This is a genomic window from Fictibacillus sp. NRS-1165 (assembly GCF_050468105.1).
Lineage (GTDB): Bacteria > Bacillota > Bacilli > Bacillales > Fictibacillaceae > Fictibacillus_C > Fictibacillus_C terrinigri.
Window position 1 is genome coordinate 1 of the sequence record NZ_JBDPNU010000180.1, and the last position, 680, is coordinate 680.

Sequence of the window (680 nt, forward strand, 5' to 3'; positions counted from 1 at the left end):
AGAGGCTTTTCTTTCATATATGTTTTAAAGGTCTTTTTAACTTTAGGAACAACGTAATGGCTGCCCCCTTTATCCTGTACATCCTCAATCATCATAGAAATCAGCAGGTTCGGCTGTTTTTGGTTGAAAGCTACAAACCAGCCGTTTTCTTTCCCTTTCTCACCTACTTTTGATTTTAACTCAGCTGTTCCGGTTTTACCCGCAAGCATGATTCCTTTTAGAGGGGGATTATATCCCGTTCCCCTTTTGTCCTCTACCACTTTTACGAGAGAGCTGCGAATCCGCGTAGCGGTCTCTGGTGAAACAACATTTTCCTTCCATATCTTTGGCTTCGGATTTTCCTCTTTCACCAATTTAGGCGCAATTAAGTCCCCGTTATTGATAAATGGAGTATAGGAGAGCCCAAGGTGAAGAATGTTCATTTCAACTCGACCCTGTCCATAACCCGTATCGGCAAGCATTCCTTCTGAATCGATATCCTCTTTTGTCAACGAAGAGTTCTCGAAATCCAAATCAAACGGCATATTCTCATTAAAACCAAATTTCTCAGCTCCTTTTACCATCTCTTCTTTTCCAATTGCGAGAGCTGCCTGAGCAAAGTAAATATTATCAGAATAAATCAGTGCTTTTTCCAAATTCACATTTACAGAAGGAACTTCAGTAACCCTCGTAACAAACTT

At 40.6% G+C, this 680-nt stretch carries 1 protein-coding gene; it reads right to left on the reverse strand.

All coding sequences use genetic code 11. The features are described from left to right. Positions 1-680, reverse strand: a 680-nt coding sequence (locus ABHN01_RS25720) for a penicillin-binding transpeptidase domain-containing protein (RefSeq protein ID WP_429877901.1), incomplete at both ends; no start/stop codon positions are given.